General features: G+C 65.4%; 23 protein-coding genes. 16 read left to right on the top strand and 7 right to left on the bottom strand.

The window, feature by feature from the left end; all coding sequences use genetic code 11:
• Window positions 1-57 precede the first annotated feature (57 nt).
• The 7 genes from U5A65_RS08105 (at window position 58) to U5A65_RS08135 (ending at window position 4,997) form a co-directional block, all read left to right on the top strand.
• Window positions 58-783 (top strand): pirin family protein, encoded by a 726-nt coding sequence (locus U5A65_RS08105; protein ID WP_321911587.1) that lies wholly within the window; start codon window positions 58-60, stop codon window positions 781-783.
• 138 nt (window positions 784-921) lie between these two features.
• Window positions 922-1,335, top strand: coding sequence for a DoxX family protein (locus U5A65_RS08110; RefSeq protein WP_233884136.1), 414 nt, complete (start codon window positions 922-924; stop codon window positions 1,333-1,335).
• A 135-nt stretch (window positions 1,336-1,470) separates the two neighbouring features.
• On the top strand, window positions 1,471-2,844 hold the full coding sequence (locus tag U5A65_RS08115; protein WP_321945978.1) for an aspartate aminotransferase family protein: 1,374 nt from the start codon (window positions 1,471-1,473) through the stop codon (window positions 2,842-2,844).
• Window positions 2,841-3,518: a GntR family transcriptional regulator gene (locus U5A65_RS08120; RefSeq protein ID WP_321945979.1), complete on the top strand. Its 678-nt coding sequence runs from the start codon at window positions 2,841-2,843 to the stop codon at window positions 3,516-3,518. Before U5A65_RS08115 ends, U5A65_RS08120 begins: the two co-directional genes overlap by 4 nt.
• A 57-nt stretch (window positions 3,519-3,575) precedes the next feature.
• Window positions 3,576-4,133 carry an FUSC family protein gene (locus tag U5A65_RS08125; protein WP_321911592.1) on the top strand — a complete coding sequence of 186 codons (558 nt, stop codon included), beginning with the start codon at window positions 3,576-3,578 and terminating at the stop codon, window positions 4,131-4,133.
• Between the two features lie 278 nt (window positions 4,134-4,411).
• Window positions 4,412-4,540: a hypothetical protein gene (locus U5A65_RS08130; protein WP_266227690.1), complete on the top strand. Its 129-nt coding sequence runs from the start codon at window positions 4,412-4,414 to the stop codon at window positions 4,538-4,540.
• Between the two features lie 40 nt (window positions 4,541-4,580).
• The gene (locus U5A65_RS08135) at window positions 4,581-4,997 is read left to right on the top strand and encodes a rubredoxin (RefSeq protein WP_321945980.1); all 417 of its coding nucleotides are present in this window, start codon (window positions 4,581-4,583) and stop codon (window positions 4,995-4,997) included.
• A gap of 26 nt (window positions 4,998-5,023) precedes the next feature.
• Here U5A65_RS08135 and U5A65_RS08140 read toward each other — a convergent pair whose 3' ends face one another.
• The gene (locus tag U5A65_RS08140) at window positions 5,024-5,878 is read right to left on the bottom strand and encodes a helix-turn-helix transcriptional regulator (RefSeq protein ID WP_321911779.1); all 855 of its coding nucleotides are present in this window, start codon (window positions 5,876-5,878) and stop codon (window positions 5,024-5,026) included.
• A 130-nt stretch (window positions 5,879-6,008) separates the two neighbouring features.
• Between U5A65_RS08140 and U5A65_RS08145 the strand changes: the two genes are divergently transcribed.
• Both U5A65_RS08145 and U5A65_RS08150 read left to right on the top strand, forming a co-directional pair.
• Window positions 6,009-6,839, top strand: coding sequence for a carbon-nitrogen hydrolase family protein (locus tag U5A65_RS08145; protein WP_321945981.1), 831 nt, complete (start codon window positions 6,009-6,011; stop codon window positions 6,837-6,839).
• Between the two features lie 129 nt (window positions 6,840-6,968).
• Window positions 6,969-8,324, top strand: coding sequence for an APC family permease (locus U5A65_RS08150; RefSeq protein WP_321945982.1), 1,356 nt, complete (start codon window positions 6,969-6,971; stop codon window positions 8,322-8,324).
• Window positions 8,325-8,422: 98 nt separating this feature from the next.
• Here U5A65_RS08150 and U5A65_RS08155 read toward each other — a convergent pair whose 3' ends face one another.
• Window positions 8,423-9,094, bottom strand: a complete 672-nt coding sequence (locus U5A65_RS08155; protein WP_321911601.1) for a GntR family transcriptional regulator — start codon at window positions 9,092-9,094, stop codon at window positions 8,423-8,425.
• Between the two features lie 412 nt (window positions 9,095-9,506).
• Between U5A65_RS08155 and U5A65_RS08160 the strand changes: the two genes are divergently transcribed.
• Both U5A65_RS08160 and U5A65_RS08165 read left to right on the top strand, forming a co-directional pair.
• Window positions 9,507-10,649 (top strand): branched-chain amino acid ABC transporter substrate-binding protein, encoded by a 1,143-nt coding sequence (locus U5A65_RS08160; RefSeq protein WP_321911781.1) that lies wholly within the window; start codon window positions 9,507-9,509, stop codon window positions 10,647-10,649.
• A gap of 356 nt (window positions 10,650-11,005) precedes the next feature.
• Window positions 11,006-12,103: a DUF2242 domain-containing protein gene (locus U5A65_RS08165; protein WP_321945983.1), complete on the top strand. Its 1,098-nt coding sequence runs from the start codon at window positions 11,006-11,008 to the stop codon at window positions 12,101-12,103.
• 73 nt (window positions 12,104-12,176) lie between these two features.
• On the opposite strand, the gene U5A65_RS08170 is transcribed toward U5A65_RS08165, so the two are convergent.
• On the bottom strand, window positions 12,177-12,806 hold the full coding sequence (locus U5A65_RS08170) for a LysE family translocator (protein ID WP_321911604.1): 630 nt from the start codon (window positions 12,804-12,806) through the stop codon (window positions 12,177-12,179).
• Window positions 12,807-13,207: 401 nt separating this feature from the next.
• Between U5A65_RS08170 and U5A65_RS08175 the strand changes: the two genes are divergently transcribed.
• Window positions 13,208-13,690: an Lrp/AsnC family transcriptional regulator gene (locus U5A65_RS08175; protein WP_201697314.1), complete on the top strand. Its 483-nt coding sequence runs from the start codon at window positions 13,208-13,210 to the stop codon at window positions 13,688-13,690.
• A 55-nt stretch (window positions 13,691-13,745) separates the two neighbouring features.
• Here U5A65_RS08175 and U5A65_RS08180 read toward each other — a convergent pair whose 3' ends face one another.
• The 3 genes from U5A65_RS08180 to U5A65_RS08190 form a co-directional block, all read right to left on the bottom strand.
• Entirely contained in the window at window positions 13,746-13,976 is a 231-nt protein-coding gene (locus U5A65_RS08180) for a DUF2783 domain-containing protein (protein ID WP_321945984.1), read from the bottom strand.
• A 17-nt stretch (window positions 13,977-13,993) separates the two neighbouring features.
• Window positions 13,994-15,706 carry an FAD-dependent oxidoreductase gene (locus tag U5A65_RS08185; protein WP_321945985.1) on the bottom strand — a complete coding sequence of 571 codons (1,713 nt, stop codon included), beginning with the start codon at window positions 15,704-15,706 and terminating at the stop codon, window positions 13,994-13,996.
• A 136-nt stretch (window positions 15,707-15,842) separates the two neighbouring features.
• A complete protein-coding gene (locus U5A65_RS08190; protein WP_321911611.1) occupies window positions 15,843-16,802 on the bottom strand; it encodes an MBL fold metallo-hydrolase in 960 nt (319 codons plus the stop codon).
• A 277-nt stretch (window positions 16,803-17,079) separates the two neighbouring features.
• Here U5A65_RS08190 and U5A65_RS08195 point away from each other — a divergent pair, with 277 nt between their 5' ends.
• From U5A65_RS08195 to U5A65_RS08210, 4 genes are all read left to right on the top strand, one after another.
• Window positions 17,080-17,952, top strand: coding sequence for an IclR family transcriptional regulator (locus U5A65_RS08195; protein WP_321911612.1), 873 nt, complete (start codon window positions 17,080-17,082; stop codon window positions 17,950-17,952).
• Window positions 17,940-18,803, top strand: coding sequence for an IclR family transcriptional regulator (locus U5A65_RS08200; RefSeq protein WP_321911614.1), 864 nt, complete (start codon window positions 17,940-17,942; stop codon window positions 18,801-18,803). Before U5A65_RS08195 ends, U5A65_RS08200 begins: the two co-directional genes overlap by 13 nt.
• 54 nt (window positions 18,804-18,857) lie before the next feature.
• A complete protein-coding gene (locus tag U5A65_RS08205; RefSeq protein ID WP_321911616.1) occupies window positions 18,858-20,312 on the top strand; it encodes a cytochrome P450 in 1,455 nt (484 codons plus the stop codon).
• 156 nt (window positions 20,313-20,468) lie between these two features.
• Window positions 20,469-21,659, top strand: a complete 1,191-nt coding sequence (locus U5A65_RS08210) for a hypothetical protein (protein WP_321911618.1) — start codon at window positions 20,469-20,471, stop codon at window positions 21,657-21,659.
• Window positions 21,660-21,684: 25 nt separating this feature from the next.
• Here U5A65_RS08210 and U5A65_RS08215 read toward each other — a convergent pair whose 3' ends face one another.
• Window positions 21,685-22,596: a MurR/RpiR family transcriptional regulator gene (locus tag U5A65_RS08215; RefSeq protein WP_321934047.1), complete on the bottom strand. Its 912-nt coding sequence runs from the start codon at window positions 22,594-22,596 to the stop codon at window positions 21,685-21,687.
• Window positions 22,597-22,751 lie beyond the last annotated feature (155 nt).

Raw genomic sequence — 22,751 nt, forward strand, 5'->3', positions numbered from 1 at the left:
AAATTCTTTCCATCGCAACCAACACTGAATCGAAACGATTCACACGGAGAGACGAAAATGATCGAAGTTCGCAAGGCAGACCAACGCGGCCGCGGTGAACATGGCTGGCTCAGCTCGCGTCACACGTTTTCGTTTGCCAATTACTACGATCCGAAGCAAGTCGGCTTTTCGGACCTGCTCGTGATCAACGACGACCGCGTAGCCCCGGCGCGCGGCTTCGGCAAGCACCCGCACCGCGACATGGAAATCTTCTCGTACGTGCTGGAAGGCGCGCTCGAGCACAAGGACTCGATGGGCACGGGCTCGGTGATCGTCCCCGGCGACGTGCAACTGATGAGCGCCGGTACGGGCGTCGCGCACAGCGAGTTCAACCACTCGGCCGACGAAGGGGTGCACTTCCTGCAGATCTGGATTGCACCGAACGTGAAGGGCGCGCAGCCGCGCTACCAGCAGAAGAACATCGCCGATGAACAAAAGCGCGGCAAGTTTCGCCTGATCCTCTCGCCGGACGGCGCCGAAGACTCGCTGTTGCTGCGCCAGGACGCACGCGTGTATGCCGGACGCCTCGACGGCGCGGAAACGGCGAAGGTCGAAGTCGGCGCCGACCGCTACGCCTACGTTCATGTGGCGCGCGGCAGCGTGAAGCTGAACGGCGTGGAACTTGGCGAAGGCGACGGCGCGCGCATCCGCTCCGAGCGCGAGCTTGCCTTCAGCGACGGACACGATGCAGAGGTCCTGGTGTTCGATCTGCGTAATATCGAAGTGTCGGAGCTCTGGTCTTAACTTCGGCGCGGCGTCTGAGGTTATGCTGGCGCACACCGGCACGCGGCGGCCCGCTTACTGAAAGCGAATGCGGGCCGCCGTCCGGCGAAGCGCGAACTGATACGTAGTGAACTGCTTAAAACTTCTTCGGAGAAAACCATGCGATACAACCTGTTCGGGCCGGGCAACGACGTCGTGCTTCTGGTCTCGCGCGTTCTGCTGACTTCCCTGTTCATCCTGTTCGGTTGGTCCAAGATCACCGGCTTTTCGGGCACCGTCGACTACATGGCGCACGTGGGCGCGCCCGTGCCGATGCTCTCGGCCGTCATCGCCGTGATCATGGAGTTCGCGGTTGGCATTCTGCTGCTCGTGGGGTTCTATACGCGGCCGCTCGCCGTGCTGCTCGCGATCTATACGGTCGCGACGGCGTTCATCGGCCATCACTTCTGGACCATGACCGGTGCAGACCAGATGATGAACATGATCAACTTCTACAAGAACATCAGCATCGCCGGCGGCTTGCTCGCACTCGCGGTAACGGGTCCGGGGCGGATCTCGATCGACAGGAAGTAACGTACTGTTTTCTCGGGCTGTAGAAAGGCGCGATGCTGCAAGGCATCGCGCTTTTTTTGCGTCGCCAGCAATTTGATCAAATTTACTTCCCCGTTTGCTCATGCGAAGATTTGATCAAATCACAAGGAGACACGCATGCAAACCCGTCAAGGCGTGAACTGGGACCGTGCGCAGCACGTCCTCGCCCGGGAACGCGAAGCCTTCGCCGCCGCGCGCCCGAAGTCGCAGGCATTGTCCGCGCAAGCCGCACACCATCTGCTGTTCGGGGTGCCGCTGCACTGGATGAACGATTGGTCCACGCCCTTCTCGCTGTACGTGGATGCCGCGCGCGGCGCAGCCTTCACCGACGTGGACGGCCACCGCTACACCGACTTCTGCCTCGGCGACACGGGCGCGATGTTCGGCCATGCGCCGCAGCCCGTGGCGCGCGCGCTCGCGGCTCAGGCACAGCGCGGCTTCACGACGATGTTGCCGGGCGAAGACGCCGTGGCCGTGGGCGAAGCGCTCGCGCAGCGTTTCGGCCTGCCCTTCTGGCAGTTCGCCATGACCGCAAGCGACGCCAACCGCTTCGCCGTACGCTGGGCGCGCGCGGCCACAGGGCGACACACGATACTCGTGTTCAACGGCTGCTATCACGGCACCGTCGACGATGTGTTCGTCGATCTCGTCGATGGCCAGCCCACGCAGCGCGCGAGCCTGCTCGGGCAGGTTCACGACCTGCTGCCAACTACGCGCGTAGTCGAGTTCAACGATCTCGAAGCGCTCGCGCGCGCACTCGCCGGCAACGACGTCGCCTGCATGCTCGCAGAGCCCGCCATGACGAACGTGGGCATGGTGCTGCCCGAGCCCGGCTTCTGGCGCGAGGCGCAGGCGCTCATGAAGCGGCACGGCACGCTGCTGTTGATCGACGAAACGCATACGATCAGCAGCGGGCCGCGCGGCTACGCGCGCGAGCATGGCATCGAGCCCGACCTCTTCGTGCTCGGCAAGCCGGTAGGCGGCGGCGTGCCGTGCGCGGTCTACGGCTTTTCCGCCGAGTTCGCCGCGCGTGCACAGCAGGCGAAATTCGATGCGCCGCCGGGCCATTCAGGCATCGGCACGACGCTCACGGCGAACGCGCTTTCGATGAGCGCAATGCGCGCAACGCTCAGCGAAGTCATGACCGACGCCGCCTACACGCACATGTTCGCGTTGGCCGAGCGGCTCGCCAACGGGCTCGCAGCGACGATCGCGCGCCATGCGCTGCCGTGGTGCGTGACGCGGGTGGGCGCACGCACCGAGTTCCAGTTCTGCGCCGTGCCGCCGCGCAACGGCAGCGAGGCGCGCGCCGCCATGGACGACGAACTCGAGCACCTGCTGCATCTGTATCTACTCAATCGCGGCGTGCTCATCACGCCGTTCCACAACATGATGCTCGTGTGCCCGGAAACGACCGAGGCCGACGTCGACCGCCTGCTCGCCGCATTCGAAGCCTGCTTGAGCGAACTAAGCGCACTGACCGGACGATGAAAACACGCGCGCATCAATCGCTGCAGGACGAGACCTACGCCACGCTGCGCCGCTGGCTGAGCCTCGGGCGCTTCGTGCCGGGCGAGCGTTTGCGCATTCACGCGCTCGCTGAGCAACTGGGCGTGGGCGAGATGCCGGTGCGCGCGGCGCTCGTGCGTCTGGCAGGCGAGTCTGCGCTCGTGAACCTGCCTAACCGCGGCGTGGTGGTGCCGCAGCTCACGCGCGCGCAGTTCGACGACGTGCTCAACGTCCGCGTGATGCTCGAAGGCGAAGCGGCGTTTCTCGCCGCCACACGCCTCACCGCCAGCGAAGTCACGCAGCTCGACGCCCTATGCGCACAGATGGCCGAGGCGCTGGAGCAGAACAAGCGCGCGCACTATCTCGACACCAACGAAGACTTCCACCTCATGCTCTATCGCGCGAGCGGCTCGCCGCTGCTCGTGGATCTGATCGAAACGGTGTGGCTCCAGGTGGGGCCGATCTCGAACCTGCTGTTCGACGAGCCCGGCTTTGCGCGCACGCTCAACGCAGCACACGAAGGCCTGATGCGGCGGCTCAAACGCCGCGACGCACCAGGCGCGCGGCGCGCCGTCGAGCGCGACCTGCGCCACGCGGCCAAGCCGCTGCGCCTGCATTGCCTGCCCGACGATCCGCACACGGCAGACACAGCTTGATATGCTTGGCAGCGCGCCCGCCAGGCCTCACGTTCTCCTTACGATTCATTACGCGCGATGCACGATCCACAAGACAACCTCTACGCGTACCTCACTTCGCTCCAGCAATCGGCGCTGAGCGCGCTCAAGCGCCTGCCGCTCAAGAGCCGCGCCGTGCAAGGCACGCTCATGGCGCTGCGCGCCGTATGCGCGGCGGGGCTTGCGTACAGCATCGGCCGCGCGCTCCACACCGAACAGGCGTTCTGGGCCGCGATTACGGCGATCGCCGTCACCCAGCACGATTACGCCGATACGCTCGCCCAGTCGCGCGACCAGTTCATTGGCGCGATTGCGGGCGGCGTGGTGGGCTTCGCAACGGCGGCGTTCGGCCCGGAGAATCTCGCGGCCTATCTCGTAGCGGTGAGCGTGGTGATCATCGGCTGCTGGTGCCTGAGTGTGAGCACCGCCGCGCGGCTGGGCGCGATCACCACCACCATCGTGCTCCTCGTGCCCATGAACGGGCCGGTATGGGACGTCGCGCTCTTTCGCGTGGCGCAGGTGGGCATCGGCATGGCCTGCGCGGTGCCGGTCAGCTGGCTGTTTTCGTATATCGAACAACGCTGGCTGCATGCCTGAGCATCGTCTCTCAACGCATACGAAATAATCCATCTCCGGGTGCTCAGGAATCCGGCCCGCGTGAGCGGCGATAATCCCTACCGCTGTGCGGCCAGGTTGCCGGGGGCGAAATCTGCGGCGCGTGCGCGCAGTCGCCGCGCAAATACCCCCGTCGACACGAAATCGTGCGAAACTCCCCCGCCGCGCTCTGCCGACGCCATGCAAAACATGGCGACATTACAGGGCGCAATCGCGAATGCAACCCGAGAACGCAACCCACGCCGCCGCAATTTCACCCTATGAACACCACCACCCGTCCCGCCGCTTCGAACGCCAAGTCCAGCAAGTCCATCACGCTCCTGCAAATGCTCGCGCTGATCGCGGCTGGCGGCATCGCGGCCTCGCTGCTGTTCCGCTACTTCCTGTGAGCGCAGCGCGCGCGGGGCACTAAGCCAACCGTTTTCGCTTATGTACAAGAAAGGCGTCGCCCTCGAAATCCAGTTCTCTCCCGAACGCCTGAATGACGGCGCAGGCGACCCGTACTGGATCGACCTCACCGCCGACGAAGCCGCCGCGCTGCTTGCCACGCTGCAAACGAAGCTCGCTGCACGCGAAAGCACCGCAGCGCCGCTCGTCGTCGCGCTCGACACGCCGCGCGAAAGCGCCGCGCGCGAAGCCCCTGCAAGCGCCTCAACGGCTGCTGCGGGCGCCGACGACGGCCTCAAGCAATGGGTCTGCGTGATCTGCGGCTGGGTGTACGACGAAGCGGCAGGCGCCCCCGACGACGGCCTCGCCCCCGGCACCCGCTGGGCCGACGTGCCCGACGACTGGCGCTGCCCGCTTTGCGACGTGGGCAAGGAAGACTTCGCGCTCGTCGAGTTCTAATGCGCACCGCTAGCGGCGCGCGGCGCTCACACGCCCGCGCGTCCGAGCGGCTCGTAGAACAGCGCAAACAGCTCAGACTGCGAGCTCACGCCGAGCTTCGCGTAAATATGCTTCTTGTGCGCGCGCACGGTCTCGAACGAGATTTCGAGCCGTTCCGCAATCGCGCGCGTGGAAAAGCCGCTCAAGCTCAAACGCACCACTTCGATCTCGCGCGCGGTGAGCGGCACGCGTCCGCTTTGCTGCGTGACCGTTTCGATGCGGCTAGCGAACCCCGCCTCGCTCAACTGCCCCTGCTGCGCCGCGCTTTCGGCTTCAACCGAATCCGAGGCAACCGCCTCGGCAACGCCCTCGGCAAACGTCTCATGCGCAAGCCGCTGCTTCATGAGCGCGACGACCCACGGCGCGAACATCGCGAACAACGCAATATCGCGCTCCGTGTAATGGTGCTTTGCGCCCAGCGAGAAAATCAGCGTGTGGGCTTCGTCCAGAGGCAAGTTGAACTGCACTTCGTCGCCGATGATGTTGCTCTTGAAGTAGCGCTGGTAATAGTCCGTCATGCGGAAATTATCGGGCGCGACTTCGGCGAGCGTGACGAGGCCTGCGCGCGGCTTTTCGCTCGCGTTCAGATAGAACGGATCGAGCAGGTACATCCCCTCCAGATACGCGCGGAACAAGAGATCCACGGTACCGTCGGGCATGGGCGACTCGGCGCACACGAGCGGCGCGCGATCGCGCCGGAAGACGAGCGCAACCCAGTTGTCGAACGCCACGAAGCGCTCGATTACGCGCGTCATGCGGGTCCAGAAGTCGGGGCCGTCGAGGGCGTCGATCAGCGTCGCGATATGGTGATGGAACGCGCGGTCCTGCCAGTCCAGTTCCATTAGGGGCTCCATGAGTCCTCCGATCAGGGTACCCCTGCAGGGTAATTTCTCGACAAAAATAACGTGGAGATAATAGCCGCTCCTGACGCCCACGCGGTGCTTTACGTAATACATAAGGAAGGAGACAGGCATGCAACTCGAACTCGCGCAGATCCCGGTCGTGGACGGCGCAGTCGCGCCCAACCTTGCCCGCGTGCTCGACACGATTGGCAAGCGCCGCGAAGGCAGCGATCTCATCGTCTTTCCCGAAGCCACGCTCACCGGCTTTCCCACGCGCGAAAACGTGCGCGACATTGCCGAAACGCTCGAAGGCCCCTCGCTCTCCAAAGTGCGCGACGCCGCACGTGCAGCCAATATCGGCGTTGCCGTGGGCCTCGCCGAGCGCGAAGGCGATCGCTTCTACAACACCACCGTGCTGATCGACGAACGCGGCGACATCGCACTGCGTTACCGCAAGACGCACCTGTGGGCCTCGGACGTGGGCGTGTTCACGCCGGGCGAGCGCTACGAGGTGTGCGAATTCAAGGGCACGACCGTTGGTCTGCTGATCTGCTACGACATCGAGTTTCCCGAAACGGCGCGCGCCGTCGCCTCGCTCGGCGCGGAAATGCTCGTCGTCACGAACGGCAACATGGATCCATTCGGCCCTGTGCATCGCCGCGCAATCGTCGCGCGCGCCATGGAGAACCAGATGTTCGCGGCGCTCGTGAACCGCACCGGCGACGGCGACGACAACCTCACGTTCCCCGGCGAAACGGCGCTCGTGAGCCCGTTCGGCGACGTGCTCTGCGAGTTGAAGGACGAAGACGCAGTGCTGCACGTGAAGGTTGATCGCGCGCTCCTCGCGCAAAGCCGCGAGCATTACAGCTATCTGCACGACGCACGCATTGCGCTCAATCTCGTGGACGAGAACGACGCGCAAGGCCGCCGCTCGCTCAATATCCGCTCGCGCACGCGCTAAAGACATTAAGGGCGTTAAGCGCGCCAAGCAGCAAAACCCGGCAACAAGCGTTCCGGCTAGCCACTTCTCGTGGCTAGCCGGGCCCGCTTACGCCTGCCAGAACCGCAGCACCCTGGAGACAACTGCATCATGAATCCTGCCTCGCCATCGCATGAACGCGGCACTCACGTACCTCACCTGAAGCGCACGCTCGGCCTGCCGTCCGTGCTCCTGTTCGGCCTCGCCTATATGGCGCCGCTGATCGTCTACGGCACCTATGGCGTGCTCGCAGGCGCGAGCCAGGACACGGCCGCCCTCGCGTATCTCATTGCCCTCATCGCAATCGTGTTCACGGCGCTCAGCTACGGCAAGCTCGCGCGCCTTTTCCCTGTGGCAGGTTCGGCCTACACGTACACGCGCAAGAGCTTCAATGCGCACCTGGGCTTCATGATCGGCTGGGCCACGCTGCTCGATTACTTCTTCCTGCCGATGGTCATCTGGCTGATCGGCGCAGCCTATCTTGGCGCTGCGTTCCCGAACGTGCCCACGTGGATCTGGATTGTCGCGTTCATCGTGTTCACGAGCGCGCTGAACATCGTCGGCATCGAACTCGCCGCGCGCTTTAACATCGTGCTGATGATCGTGCAGCTCGGCATTACGGCAATGTTCGTAGTCCTGTGTGTGCACTACGCCTCCGCGGCCGCGGGCCCGGGCGGACTCATCGCAGCGCAGCCGTTCTTCCAGCCGCACGTGCCGCTTTCGGCCACGATGGCGGGCGCTGCGATCGCCGCATATTCGTACCTCGGCTTCGACGCCGTTTCCACGCTCACCGAGGAAACCATCGAGCCCGAAAAGACCATTCCGCGCGCCATCGTGCTGATCGCGCTGGTGGGCGGCGCGATCTTCGTGATCGCGGCGTACACGCTGCAACTCGCGCATCCGGGCGCCGTGTTCAAGGACCCCGATTCGGCCGCGTTCGAAATCGCGCGCAAAGTGGGCGGCGATATCTTCGTGACGATTTTCCTCGCAGGCCTGATCCTCGCGCAGTTTGCCTCGGGCATCTCGGCGCAGGCCAGCGTGGGGCGCCTGCTCTATGCAATGGGCCGCGATGAAGTGCTGCCCAAGTCGATTTTCGGCTACATCCACCCGCGTTTCCGCACGCCTGCGATCAACATTGCGATTGCCGGTGTCGTAGGTTTGATCGCGCTGAAGCTCGACGTAGCCACGTCGACTTCGTTCATCAACTTCGGTGCGTTCCTCGCGTTCACTTCGGTGAACCTGTGCGTGATCCGCCAGTACTTCAGCGGCGCGGCAGGCACGCGTGGCTTTGGGTTCCTCGGCGGCCTGGTATTCCCGCTGATCGGCGCCGTGACCGATATCTGGCTGCTGTGCAGTCTCGAGAAGACGGCGATCGTGCTCGGCATCGTCTGGTTCGTGCTCGGCCTCGCGTACCTCGGCTGGATCACGCGCTGCTTCCGCCAGGCGCCGCCGGAAATGGCGGTGTGAGCGAAGCGCTTCACAGCTAGTTCCGCTTCAAACAAAACGGCGAGCGTCCCTTACGGGGCGCTCGCCGTTTTTGTATCCAATGCAGCGAAAAGAACTGCTCAGCTATCCAGCCCCGCCAGTCGCGCGGCGGCCATCACCTCGCGCTTGGTATCGAGAATATGCCGCTCGATCAGCGCCACCACTTCATCCACGGCGCGCCGCTTGCAGGCATCGACGATCGCGTAGTGATCGCTTTGCACCTCGTTCTTCTCCGTATCGAGCGACATGCGCAGATGCGGATATCGATTCGTCGTGCTCAGGCAGTACTCCTCGATCATCTTGCGCAAACGCGTGTTGTTCGCGGGCGCGCACAGCGCGAGATGGAACTGGCGGTTGCATTCGGCCCACTCGGCGGGCGACGAAGCGGCGTCGTACGCCGCGAGAATGCGCTTCATCACGTCGATGTCGCCGGCCACCATGTTCGGCACCGCGAGCTTCGCCGCATAGGTCTCCAGTGCCGCGCGAATGTCGAGCAGCTCGCAGATCTCCTGCGTCGACATGGCGATGACCACCGCACCGCGATTGAGCTGGTAGCTCACGAGCCCTTCGGCCTCGAGCTGGCGCAGCGCCTCGCGCACGGGAATGCGGCTCGCGCCGAAGCGCTCCGCCAGGCTTTCCTGGCGGAGCTGCGCACCGGGCGGCAGCACGCCGCGCAGGATCTCGTCGCGCAGCTGGTCGCGGATCGTCTGGGGCAGCGATCGCTGGTCTTCCTTGGCCTGCACTGTCGTCATGAGCTCGTGGGCGCCGGACGGACGAACGCCGTCCGACGAAAAAGTGTTGTCGTCAATATTTTTGCCTGCCAGAATTGGATACAATCCAATCGCTTCTGGATATTTAAGCTGGCAAGACGGATCCGCCAGCCGTTCCCACTGTGCCGTGTCCTTGTCGGGAGACTGTATAGGTTTCTGTAAGCATCTGAAAACCAAGCAATTTTAGCGTATCCACCGGGTCGGCCCGAGGCCGTTGCGTGCGCAACGGATTCGATTGGCAAACCGCCGTCTGGCGGCCGATTTCTTTTGCTTCACCCCTGCGCAAAAAGGCACGCCGCGCGCTCCGAACGCGGTGCGGGCCCGCTTGCGCCCATGAAAAACGTAGACCGCTGAGGAGAGAACCAGGATGAACCCAAGCAACCGAAACACGCAAATGCGACTGCGCCTGCGCGCGCCCGCCGTTCTTGCCGCCGTGGCGGCCCTGTGGAGCGCCGGTGCGCTCGCCCAGGCCACCGACGTCAAGATCGGCTTCGCCGCCCCGCTCACCGGCGGTCAGGCCCACTACGGCGCGGACTTCCGCAGCGGCGTGCAGATGGCGATCGACGACGAGAACGCCACGAACCCGACCATCGGCGGCAAGCCGGTGCGCTTCGTGCTCGACGCCTACGACGACCAGGCCGACCCGCGCACCGGCACGACCGTCGCGCAAAAGCTCGTGGACGACGGCGTTTCCGCCGTGATCGGCCACTTCAACTCGGGCACCAGCATTCCGGCCGCGCCGATCTATGCGAAGGCCGGCATTCCCGAAATCGCGACGGCCACCGCGCCCACCTATACGCGTCAGGGTCTGCCCACCACATTCCGCCTCGTGACCTCCGACTCGCAGCAAGGCGGCGTGCTCGGCGAGTACGTCGTGAAGGACCTGAAGTTCAAGCGCTTCGCCGTGATCGACGACCGCACGGCTTACGGTCAGGGCGTGGCCGAAGAGTTCGCCAAGGCCGTGAAGGCGGCGGGCGGCACGGTGGTCGCGCAGGAGTTCACGAACGACAAGGCCGTGGACTTCCGCTCGATCCTCACGCACATCAAGTCGGCCGACGCCGACGCGATCTTCTACGGCGGCGCCGACACCCAGGCCGCGCCGATGCTCAAGCAGATGAAGTCGCTTGCGATCAAAGCCACGCTGATCGGCCCCGACATGATGCACTCGGACGAACTGATCAAAATCGCCGGTCCGGCGGCGGAAGGCGCGCTCGCTTCGTCGGGCGGCAGCCCGCTCGACCAGATGCCGGGCGGCAAGGCTTATGTCGAGAGCTACACGAAGCGCTTCAACAAGCCGGTCGAACTGTATTCGCCGTACGCGTATGACGGCACGCGCGCCGTGATCGCCGCCATGAAGAAGGCGAACTCGACCGATCCGCACATCTACCTCGCCTCGCTCAAGGCGACCAACATGAAGGGCGTGACCACGAACGAACTGGCCTACGACCAGTACGGCGACCTCAAGTACGGCGGCGTGACGGTCTACAAGGTCGTGAACGGCAAGTGGCAGCCGCTCACGACGGTCGGCACGAAGTAAGCCGACGCGGTTGGCCGATGAAGTGAGCCCACACTAACGCCGCGTTGCGGGCGCGGCGGCAAATGTGGCCCCCACAATTTTGCGCATTGCGCACTGGAACAGCCGGCGGTACCCGGCTGCGGCGCACGCCAGCGAGTTCGCTTCTCCGCTCGCTGCCCCGGGCGCCGGGTTGACACGGGCTTTCGCGTTGGGCGGAAGCCCGTTTTTTTTCGCCATACGGAATGTAAGCTTCGAAACGCCTTCGTCCGGCTTTCGAAAAGCCTCGAAAAAACGAGCGTTCGGTCGTGCGCAGCGGAACCGAACTACAATCATGCCGTCCGATGCAATGCCGCATTGCTGCCCTGTTTGCCCCGAACATGTCCCGTTTTTCGAAAGTTTTCCCTCGTTTGCCCGTCCCGCTGCGCAGCGCCGCCCTCGCCGTCACCACGGTGACGCTGGCCGCTGCACTCGGCGCGTGCTCGTCGCCCAAGCCCAAGTTCCAGGAAGATCAGTTGCTGAGCACCGCGCCCAGCCAGTTCTCGCGCAGCTTCAACTACGCGAGCACGGACGCCTGTGAATCGTCGCGCCGCGCGCTGCTGAGCCAGGGCTACATGACGACGATGACGCGCAACGACACCGTCGACGCCACCAAGAACTTCCAGCCGACGATGGATCAGCACATCGTCGTGGAGGTGCACGTGGTCTGCACGCCCGGCGACGCGAGCAATACGAGCATGGTGTACGTGAACGCCGTGCAGAACGGCTATGCGCTCAAGAAGAGCGATACCTCGGCGAGCGTGGGGCTCTCGATTCTGGGGTCGGTTTCGCTGCCCATTCGCTCGAACAGCGACGAGATGGTGAAAATTTCGAGCGAGACGATCCAGTCGGGGCCGTTTTACTCGCGCTTCTTCGAGCTGGTGGGGCAGTATTTGAACGCTGCGGCGCGCAGCGAGGCCGTGCCGGCCACCGGCGCGATCAAGATTTCGCCGCTGCCGCCGCCCATCGAGCCGGTCGCGGCGAGCGCCGCGCCTGCCGCGACCACGGTGGGCTCGGCAGCGCCGGCTGCTGCGGCAGCGGCTGCGGCAACGGGTGCGGCGGTGTTGCACAGCACCACGCTGCCGGCCGCGCCGGTGGTGACGGCGCCTGCGGCCGCGCCCACGGCGGCGTCTGCCCCAACGGCTGCGCCCGCGCCCGCAGCTTCGGCGCCGGGCGCCTCCGCGCCGGTCGACCACGCCACGGCGGCTGCGGCCGCGATCATGGGCGTCCCCGTGACGGCTCCGGAAAGCCCGCAGGCTGCGGGGCTCGCGGCGAGTGTGACCACTCACAACGCGGCGTCTGCCCCCGTTGCGGCGTCAGCTAGCGCTGCGCCGGCGCAAACGCTCGCGTCCACCTCGGCAAGCTCCGGCACCGCCACCACGCAGGGCACCGCGGCTACGCCGACCGTGTCGGCCACCGGCACCGCGATCACGCCCTAAACGGCGCGCTGAACCGGCGTCACGCCAACCGGCTCGCGCACAGCCGCGCGCGAGCCATGCGCCGCCTGCGCGCTCAGCGCAAGCCGGCCATCATCGCGCCCATTCCCACGAGCAGACTGCCCATCAGGCGATTCACGGCGCGCATGCGCCTCGGCCGCTGCAGCACATGGCGCAGCCGGTGCGAGAACAGCGCCATCGAAGCCACGCCGCCCGCAAACAGCAGAGCGAACGTCGCCGCCAACAGCAAATACTGGCGGTTGGCGCTCCAGGGCGCGTCGGCGCTCATGAACTGCGGGAAAAACGACGGGAAGAACAGCAAGGTCTTCGGATTGAGCCCCGAAGTCGTAAATCCGCGCCAGAACAAATCACGACGGCTTGCGCTATCGGCAGCCTCGGCAGGCGCATCCGTACCGGCCAGCGAGCGGCTGCGCCACTGCTTGCAGCCCAGCCAGACGAGATAGGCCGCGCCCAGCCAACGCAGCAACGTAAGTGAATGCTCACTAATGAGCAGCAGCGAATTGAGGCAAAGCGCCGTCAACGCGAGCTGGAGCAGTACCGCGAGCGTACCGCCCCAGACGCAGGGCAGCGCGCGGCGCCAGCCGGCGTGAAGCGCCTGGCTCATGGTGAGCACGTTGACGGGACCGGGGGTGTAGACGAGTACGAGCGCGGCGGCGAGAAAAGATAGATACAGCTGGATCGACATTGCTGGGCGTGCTGGCGAAGACGTTGTGACGGACGGCGCTCGGGGGCTCGGGTTTGTGAAAGACATCGAAAACGGGCAACAAAAAACCGCGCAGAAGCGCGGTTTTCAAATGCCATCTGCCTGACCGGACATTGCTGGCTGCGTGGTGTACGCGCGCAACGCCCGGTAGCCGCCGCAGGGTGCAACGGAAACCGGCCCTGACGGACCACCGCGGCTTGTGGCTGCGGCGGCGCTCCCCAACGCGGGGAGGTGGCCGCGTGGGTCGTGCCAGGCAAGAAGGCATGTGGAAAATATACCGATGAATAGCCGGATTAGGCTTCCGGTTTTCAGGTAGAAACCGACGTTATACGGAATCTTCTTCCGCTAGAATCGATCCTACCTGTACAAGATTCTTCTTCGCCATGAGCCCTCGTGAACGCGCGCCCAAAGCGCTCGACAATCAGGACCGCAAGATCCTCAGCGCCCTGCAAAAGAACGCCCGTCTGTCGAATGCCGAACTGGCCGAGCAAGTGGGCATGTCCACCACCGCGTGCTGGAATCGCACGCGCCAGCTCGAAGCCGACGGTTACATCGACGGCTATGTCGCGCTCGTGAACCAGCAGAAGCTGGGCTACGCCGACATCGTGATTCTGGAAGTGACGCTCGACCGCCACGAAGACGACGCGCTCGCGCGCTTCGGCGCCGAACTCGCGGCGCTGCCCGAAGTGCTCGAGGCGTATCTCGTCTCCGGCGAGTACGACTACTGGATCAAGGTGGCAGTGGACGGCACCGCAGGCTACGAACGTTTCCTGCGCGAGAAGCTCTATCGCATCTCGAGCATTCGTCACAGCCGGTCGATGTTCGCCTTGCGCTGCATGAAGGATGTGCCGTCCATGCAGGTGTGACGGCGAGCGAGCGGCCGGCAGGCATCCGGCCGCTCGCGTCGACGCAGTGGCGCATTCACGCCGCGAGTTTTCCCGTCGCGCCGTGGCTCGCCGGCGCACTCACGCCTGCGCGCGCGAAGTGAAGCGCTTGCATCAGCGTTTCGTGTTCGCCGATGTGATTCGCGAGCAGCAGAATGAGTTGCGCGTTGGCCGATTGACTCTGCGCCTCGTCGAGATCGCGATGCATGTCGATGAGCGCTTCGTAAAAATCGTCCGGTCTTGCCAGGTTCGGTTGAGTGTTCAGCATGGTTGTCTCCTCGTCCTCTATGCCGTGCCTTGCACGCAAAGCGAGCGCTTGAGCGCGCTTTCCACGCGCGCCGCGTCGGCGCGCCGCCAGCGCGCGCTCACGTGCTGGTCCGGACGAATCAGATAGAACGCCCCCTCCTGCGCGCCGTAGCGCTGCGCCGCCAACCCTTGCACGTCGCGCAACACCACCGTCGATGCAGGCAGACCCGCGGGCACGGCCGCGTCGCCTTCGAGCATCACCACGAACTTGAGCGGCACCGCTGAGCGCGAGAGCGTCTGCAGCGAGTCGAGCGTCGCGGTATCGAATGCCGAGCCCGCGCGGCTGAACACGAGGCCCGCGAACTGGTCGCCCAGATGCGCAAGCAGCCAGCTCTCGTCACCCGCTGCGCTTAGCACCGGCGCATCCGCACACGAAGCGCCCGGCTCCATCTTGCCGTCGAACGTGTCTTCGTCGGGCGTGTTCAAGGTCGATTCGCGCAGCACCGCCGGCACGGAAAGCCGGCCGCTGTTCACCAACTGCCGCGCGAAGGCATGCTCGCGAGCGAGCGTGAGCACGGCGTCGCGGAACACGCGGCTCACCGCGCTCTTCGGCGTGATGAAGTCAGTCGAACGCGTGGAGTTGCGGATGTTTTCGTCAGCCGCGTATTCGCGCTCGCTTGCATAGGTGTCGAGCAGCGCGTCGGGCGCGTGATTCTCCAGCACCATGGCGAGCTTCCATGCGAGGTTCTCGCCGTCCTGGAAGCCGCTATTCGCGCCGCGCGCGCCGAACGGCGAAACCAGATGCGCCGAGTCGCCCGCGAACAGCACGTTGCCCTGGCGGAAGCTGTCCATACGCAGGCACGAGAACGTGTAGATGCTCACCCACTCCAGCTCGAACTTCACATCGGGGCCGAGCAGTGCGCGCACACGCGGGATCACGCGCTCGGGCGTTTTCTCGAGCACCGGGTCGGCGTCCCAGCCGAGCTGGAAGTCGATGCGCCACACGTTATCGGGCTGGCGATGCAGCAGCACCGACTGGTTCGGATGGAACGGCGGATCGAACCAGAACCAGCGTTCGGTGGGGAAGTCGGCTTCCATCTTCACGTCGGCGATGAGGAAGCGGTCCTTGAACGTGCGGCCGTGGCTGTCGAGGCCGAGCAGCTTGCGCAGCGGGCTGCGCGAGCCGTCGGCGGCCACCACGTAGCGCGCGAGCAGCATGTACGGACCATCGGGCGTGTCGATTTCGAGCGCGACGTGCGCATCGTTCGAACCCGGCGTGCCATGCTGCGCCACGCCCGTTACCTTGTTCTTCCAGCGGATTTCGAGGTTGGGCAGTTCCTGCGCGCGTTCGAGCAGATAGCCCTCCACGTAGTACTGCTGAAGATTGACGAAAGCCGGCCGATGGTGACCGCTTTCAGGCAGCAGGTTGAACGTGTAGACAAGCTCGTCCTTACGGAACACTTTGCCCACGTTCCAGCTCACGCCCTTTTCGACCATGCGCTCGCCGCAGCCGAGGCGGTCGAAGATATCGAGCGAGCGCTTGGAAAAACAGATGGCGCGCGAGCCCGTGGAAAGCGTGCAGTCGTCGTCCACGAGCACCACCTGCACACCTTGCCGCGCGAGGTCGATGGCCGTCGCAAGGCCCACCGGCCCCGCGCCGACCACCACGACCGGACGCACGCAGGCGGCGGCGTCCGGGGTTTGTTCGCTGCATCGCGCGTAGTCGAAGGTCAGCGTTTGATAGTCGATCATCGTTTTGTCTCCTGTCGACCAGAGTTAGTGCTTCAGCACTTACTCTGGTCCCATGCCGCTGTCGGTCGCAGTTAGCGCTTTAGCGCTTACTGCGATCCCAGGCAAGGTGCCACGTATCTCTATGCGCGTTGTCGCTTCAATCCTGCAACGCGTCCCACATCTCCTTGTCGCGCTGCGCCGTCCAGATGCGCGGATGCGTCATGCCGCTCGCTTCGTCATACGCGCGGGTCACGTCGAACGGCAGGCAATGCTCGTAGATGAACACATGGCCGAACTTCGGGTCCATCGCTTCACGCGTGAGCGCCATCGCACCCTTCAGGTCGAGCTTCTGCTCAACGGCCGCGCGGCCCTGTGCGAGCAGCGTGGTCACGAAGTCCTTCGTGTAGTCGAGACCCTTGTTGACTTCGGCCGGGTTGAGCAGCGCGGGGCCGCGGCCCGGCACGAGCTTTTCGGCGCCAAGCGAGCGCAGCGCTTCGAGCGTGGCGGGCCAGTCGGCGAGCTGGGCATCGCCGCAATAGCACGCGGCGTCGTATTCGACGAGGTCGCCCGAGAACAGCACCTTCTGCTGCGGCAGCCACACCACGGTGTCGCCCTTCGTGTGGCCCGAGCCGAGGTGCGCGATCTTGACTTCGAGCTTGCCGAGGAACAGCGTGATTTCCTTCTCGAACACGAGCGTGGGCCACGTGAGGCCCGGCACCGTTTCGACACCCGCAAAGAGGCGCGGGAAGCGCTCGATTTCCGACTTCATGTCGGCTTCGCCGCGCTCGACGATCATTTCATACGTGCCGCGGCTCGCGATGATCTGCTGCGCGCCTTCCTTGAAGTACGCCGAAGCGCCCAGCACGCGCACGGCGTGATAGTGCGAGAGCACGACGTACTTGATGGGCTTGTCCGTGACCGTGCGGATTTTCGCGATGAGGTCCTGCGCCATGGCGGGCGTGGCCGTGGTGTCGACGATCAGCACGCCGTCGTCGCCGATGATGACGCCCGAGTTGGGGTCGCCTTCCGTGGTGTACGCATATGCGTTTTCCGAAAGCTGCGTGAACGTGACCTTCTTTTCTTCGAGGTCGGCCTGGGATGCGAACGCCTTTGCCATGTTGAGTCTCCGTATTGAGGGCGGGCGAAGCGCGGGCAGGCCTGGCGCACGCGCCAGCCTCGTTGTCTCGCCCCGTTTTGAATGTAGCTGAACCACTGTTATGCCGAGGTTAGGCCATCATAGGCCTCGTGCTTTTTATTTGTCAATAGCGAATCATATTGCCATACGCTAATTTCTTGCCGTGCCCGGCTGAATGGCATGACGAGATCGCGTCCGCTGCCAATGCACGCCGCCGTTCAGTTAACATGGACCCTTTTTCAGCCAGAGAAAAGCGCCAATGAGACGTCGCAACGACAGCGCCGCGTCCGCGCCGGAAGGCAGCGCAGCGGCGGCACGCACGCAGCGCGGCATTCAGAGCGTCGAGGTGGGCGGACGCCTGCTGCGCGCCCTCGCCGACGCGCGCGCGCCGCTTGGCGCCACCGATCTCGCGGCGATCGGCGACATTCCGTCGAGCCAGGCGCACGCCTATCTCGTGAGCTTGACGCGCCTCGGGCTTATCAAGCGCGACGCGCTTTCGGGGCGCTATGAGCCCGGCCCGCTCGCGCTGCGCCTGGGCCTCCTGCATCTCGCGCAGCAGCCCGCACTGCGCGAGGCGGTGCCGCGCGCGGCCGCGCTCGCGCAGGCGCTGAACTGCAGCGTCGCGCTCTGTATTGCCGGGCCGCAGGGGCCAACCATCGTGCGCTACGAGCACGCGAGCCTCCCGCTGCACGTGAACCTGCACGTCGGCACGGTAATGTCGCTGCGGGCCACGGCCACCGGCCGCGCGTTCTGTGCGTACCTCGGGACCGAGGCGCTCGAAGCCGTATGGGCCGCGCAAACCGCCCAGCCAGTGTGGCGCGGCACCAGCCACGCGGCGAGTGCCGCCAGCGCGCCGCCGGAAGGCACGCCCGACGCCGGCTTCCTCGCCTCGCTCGACGCCATCCGCGCGCGTGGCTACGAACTCGCCATCGACGCACCCAGCCCCGGCGTGAGCAGCGTGTGCGTGGCCATACTCGGGCCGCAGCGCGAACCGAGCCTCCTGCTCACGGCAATTGGCGCGAGCGGCACGCTCGACGTGCGCGCGGAAGGCGCGGTCGTGCGTGCGCTGCGCGACGCCGCTGCCGAAATCGCAGCCGCCGCCTTTCCATCGACACCGACATGCCCCGAGTAAGCTCCAAGCCCCCACGCGACGACACGAGCACCGACGTCGCGGCCAACGTCACGCCCGAAGCCGACAAACCGCAGCGCGGCATCCAGTCGCTCGATATCACGGGTGAACTGCTCGCCGCGCTCGTTGCGGCCGGCACACCTTTGCCGCTGCGCGACCTGGCCGCTGCCGCCGGCATGGCGCCCGCCAAGGCCTTCCCGCACCTCGTGAGCCTCCAGAAGATCGGGCTGCTGGCACGCGACGCGGCGGGCCGCTATGAAGCGGGGCCGCTCAGCCTCGAACTCGGCCTGATCGGCCTCGCGCGCCTTTCGCCGGTGCGCGAGGCCGACGCCGAACTGGTCGGCCTCGCCGCCGCCACCGCGATGAGCGTCGCGCTCGCGGTGCCGGGGCCGCTCGGCCCAACCGTCGTGCGTCTCGAAGAATCGGCGCTGCCGCTGCACGTGAGCCTGCGCCCCGGCACGGTGATGTCGCTCGTGAACACGTCGATCGGACGCGTGTTCTCTGCATGGGTCGACGACGACGTGCGCGCAGCCCTCCTCGCCCAGGACGAACTGCGGCTCGCGGGCGCGAAGCCACGCGAAGGCACCACGCCCGCGTACCTCGCGCGCCTGGCCGCCATTCGCGCAGAAGGGGTCGACACGGCGCTCGACAAGCCCATTCCCGGCATCAGCACCGTGACCGCGCCCGTGTTCGACCACACGGGCAGCGTGTGCCTCGTGCTCGCGGTCATGGGCCCTTCGGGCAGCCTCGACATCGCGCGCGAAGGCACGGCAGCGCAACTGCTGATCGCCGCCGCGCAGCGCCTCTCGCGCCGCTTCGGCTACATGGAAGGCGCGGCGGCCGCGCCGCTGTAAGCGCCTTTCACGCGCAATCCCGAAACATCAAGCTCAACTAATGAGAACCGCCCCATGAGCACGGCATCGACCGGACAAACGTTGCGCCAGATCGCCGACCTGCCCTGCCCGCGCGGCCTGCCGCTGCTCGGCAATCTGCTGCAGCTTTCGCCGCCGCGTCTGCATTTGATCCTCGAACAATGGGCCGCCGAACTCGGTGCGCCCTACCGCTTCCAGGTGGGCGGCATCCCCATCACGATCTGGACCGACACCGAGCTGATCCAGCAGATCATGCGCGAGCGGCCGCACCGCTTCCGGCGCTACCAGCCGATCGAAGCCGTGTTCGAGGAGATGGGCTTCAACGGGCTTTTCTCGGCGGAAGGCGTAGCGTGGGAACCGCAGCGCAAGCTCGTGATGCAAGCGCTCTCGATCCCCAACATCAAGGCGTTCTACCCGACGCTCGCCGAGATCACGCAGCGGCTTCACACCCGCTGGCAACGTGCGGCCGAACGCGGCGAGACCGTCGAGATGACCGACGACCTCAAACGCTACACAGTGGACGTGACGAGCGCGCTCGCGTTCGGCGAGGACCCGCGCACGCTGGAGCGCGACCACGGCGTGATCCAGGAGCATCTGGAGCGCATCCTGCCGGGCGTGATGAGGCGCACCAACGCGCTCTTTCCATACTGGCGATACGTCAAGCTGCCATCCGACCGCAAGCTCGAGCGGTCGCTAGAGGAAGTGCACCGCTACGTCAACGCGATGATGGCGCGCGCTCGCGAGCGCATGCGCGACGAGCCCTCCGAAACGCCACGCAATCTGCTAGAAGCGATGCTCGCGCAGCAGCAGGCGCCGGGCGGCGCCGCGTCGATCAGCGACGCGCAGATCCGCGCCAACGTGCTCACGCTCCTGATCGCGGGCGAAGACACGACGGCCGATTCCATCGCATGGACGCTGCCCTACGTCGCCGCCGATGCAGCGCTACAGCAGCATCTCGGCGACGAAGCTTCGCGCGTGCTCGGTCATTCGCCGGTCTGCCCCGACTACGCGACGTTGAAAGACCTCGATATTTTCGAGGCGATCTGTATCGAGGCGACGCGTTTGCGCCCGGTGGCGTCCGTGCATTCGTTCGAGCCGCTGGAGGATGTGGTGGTGGACAACGTGGCGCTGCCCAAGGGCACGCGCATGTTCTTCGTCGCGCGCCCCGCCATGCTCGATGCGAAAAACTTCGCCGATCCGCAGCGCTACGATCCATGGCGCTGGATGAAGCGCTCAGAACGCGAATCCGATGATGGAAAAGCCCACGACGTGCGCGCGTATCTGCAATTCGGCGCGGGGCCGCGCGTGTGCCCGGGCCGCCATCTCGCGACCGTGGAAATGCGCCTTGCGCTCTCGATGCTGATGAAGTCGTTCACGATCGAACTGGCGATCGATCCCGCGAAGATTCAGGAGGTGCAGGCATTCACGATGGTGCCCGACACGATGCCGGTACGGCTCAAACCGCGCGAAAAGGGCGAACAAGGCGTCTGAATCTGCGGATTTGACAGTGCACAACAAAACTTAAGACACCGAATTCAAGACGCGCGCCACCGACTATCGTGATCGCCTTTCAAACGACCGTCAGGCACCGCGTCCATGCTCAAGTATGCCAATCTCCCCAACCTGAAACGCGCGAGCGCCGGTCTCGTGCTCTGCACGCTGCTCCTCGGCTGTCACAGCAAGCAGGATGCCCAAACCGCACCGGCTGCAACCGCCGCCAGCACGCCGCTGCTTTCCATCCCGCTCCAGCGTAACGGACAGTGGGTCGTGGAGGCGCAAGGCGCGGACAATCGGTCTTTGCCGCTGCTGCTCGATACCGGTGCAACGCTGAACGCGTTGCCGGAGCAAGGACCGCTGGCCGCAACGCCGATCACCAAGGAAACCGAAGCCGCGCTCCTCAAGCAAGGGGCGCTGAACAGCCCGACCGGCGACGGAACCCTGTCAGCCGGAACGCTCAGTGATCCCAGGCAATTCAAGTTGGGCATTTCCCCCGCGCTGCGCATCCAGAACTGGTCCATGCCCGCGGGCGCGCCGGCCCTCCTGGGAGATCTGGGCCGCGTAGCGTCGGTGGACGATGCGCCCGTCAAGGGCATTATCGGAAGCGAAACCATGCGCAACCTGACGTGGCGCGCGGATTACGTCGATGGCCATCTCACGGCCTACAGCAATGAAGCCCCTGCCCACGAGTGGCAGCAATGCACGTTCATGGCGCTGGATCCGCAACAGCGCACGCCGATCATCAGCCTCTCGCTCGACGGCGAGTCCAGATTTTTCATCCTGGACACCGGCTACGACGCCGACGTGGCGATACCGGCCGACATGTTCGACGTCCTCGTGCAAGCGAAGCGGTTCCCCAATGTCGGCACGGTGTCCGGCATTGACGTGACGAATCGCGTTAGTCATAACCGGCAGGGTCTGCTTGCCGGCCTCACCATCGGCCAGAAGACGTTGCCGAAGCTCGTGGTGAGCGACGCTTCGCAAGATCCGCGCATTGGGCTTGGCACGCTGGAAAAAATGGACCGCTTCGAACTGGATTTCCGCCGCAACCGGTTCTGCTTCGATCTTCCCGCCGCGCCGCGCGACAGCGCGATTACGCCGCCAAGTTCCGTCCTGCTGCGCGCGGGCGAGCGCTATGAAATCGCCTCGCTCGCGCCCGACGGCAGGCTGGCCCGCAGCGGCGCCAAGGTCGGCGACCTGATCACTCAGGTGGGCCAGACATCCGTTGCGAAGCTGGACCTTGGCCCCACGATCGAGCTGCTGTCCAACCCGGCTACCGGCCAGGTGAGCGTTCTGCGCGACAATCGCACGCTGGTGATCAAGCTGATGAAGTCCAACTGACGAGCCAGACAGTTGGCGGCGAAGCTCAGGCTGCGCCCGGCGGCGATCCAAGGTCCTCTGTGCCGGGGCTTTCGCCTTCGCTGCGCGCCTGCGCGTCGCGCATCTTCTCGAGCGTCTTGGGCCCGAGCCCGAGCGACACGCCCAGCGCCAGCGCATCGAGCACCGCGAGATGCGCGATGCGCACCACGGCGGGCGCATGCGCATCCGCCGCCGCGGGCACGCGCAGCAGCAGCGGAATGTCCACCACCCACGCGAGGCGCGAGCCCGCGCTCGTCAGTGCGATAGTGGTCGCCCCACGCTCCTTCGCGATCTGGATGCTCTCGTTCACCTCCACGCTGCGCCCCGATTGCGAGATCGCGAACGCCACGTCGCCCGGTTCGAGCAGCGCCGCGTAAAGGCGCTGCAAATGCGCGTCCGTGAACGCACTCGCGGCGATGTCGAGCCGCAGCAGGCGCAGCGCCGCGTCTTGCGCAACGAGGCCCGAACCCGCGCCCACGCCGAAAAAGTACACGCGCCGCGCGCTCGCGAGCGCCGCCACCGCAGCCTCGAACACGGCCGTATCGAGCGAAGCGCGCGCATGCGTCACGCCCTGGACGACCGATTCCGTCACCTTGTCGAGCAAGGTGCCGACCTCGCCGGCCCACTGCGCGCCGCCCGCTTCGCCGCCCGTCATCTCCGTGGCGAGTGCGAAGGGCACGTTGCCCGCCGCGCTCTGCGCGAGCCGCATCTTGAAGTCGCGCAGGCCGTGCGCACCCACCGCGCGGCAAAAGCGCGTGACGGATGGCTCGGACACGTCCGCGCGCAACGCGAGCTCGGTGATGCTCGCGCGCATGGCGAAGTCGATGTCGGCAAGCACCATCTCCGCGACCTTGCGCTCGGCGGGACGCAGCGACTCCGCGACGTTGCGGATGTGATGGATCAGGTTGGAGACCGGCAAGCTGTTTTTCCCGTCAAAGGTACGAGGGTCTGCTCACATGAATAACAGGCTTGCGCTGGCCGCCAGAAGGGCCGAGCGCAAGGACTGCGACGAAGCGAATACTCAACGTATTCGTGAGGAGCATGACGCAGCGATCGGCCCTTCTGGCGGCCAGG

The sequence above is a fragment of the Paraburkholderia sp. J10-1 genome (genome assembly GCF_905220165.1).
GTDB lineage: Bacteria > Pseudomonadota > Gammaproteobacteria > Burkholderiales > Burkholderiaceae > Paraburkholderia.